Source organism: Klebsiella sp. 141203, from assembly GCF_032601985.1.
In the GTDB taxonomy this organism is placed as follows: domain Bacteria; phylum Pseudomonadota; class Gammaproteobacteria; order Enterobacterales; family Enterobacteriaceae; genus Klebsiella; species Klebsiella aerogenes.
This window is the reverse complement of record NZ_JAQIRL010000019.1, coordinates 1-445: the sequence shown is the minus strand read 5'-3', so window position 1 is coordinate 445 and position 445 is coordinate 1. Positions and strand designations below refer to the sequence as shown.

The following is a 445-nucleotide window of genomic DNA, read 5'->3' as shown; positions in this document are numbered from 1 at the left end:
ACAATCTGTGTGAGCACTACAAAGGCAGGTTCTTTAAGGTAAGGAGGTGATCCAACCGCAGGTTCCCCTACGGTTACCTTGTTACGACTTCACCCCAGTCATGAATCACAAAGTGGTAAGCGCCCTCCCGAAGGTTAAGCTACCTACTTCTTTTGCAACCCACTCCCATGGTGTGACGGGCGGTGTGTACAAGGCCCGGGAACGTATTCACCGTAGCATTCTGATCTACGATTACTAGCGATTCCGACTTCATGGAGTCGAGTTGCAGACTCCAATCCGGACTACGACATACTTTATGAGGTCCGCTTGCTCTCGCGAGGTCGCTTCTCTTTGTATATGCCATTGTAGCACGTGTGTAGCCCTACTCGTAAGGGCCATGATGACTTGACGTCATCCCCACCTTCCTCCAGTTTATCACTGGCAGTCTCCTTTGAGTTCCCGGCCG

The 445-nt window shown here is 51.5% G+C and carries 1 rRNA gene; it reads right to left on the bottom strand.

What is annotated here, in order from left to right:
• Positions 1-39 precede the first annotated feature (39 nt).
• A 16S ribosomal RNA gene (locus PGR29_RS24820) occupies positions 40-445 on the bottom strand; the annotation flags it as partial.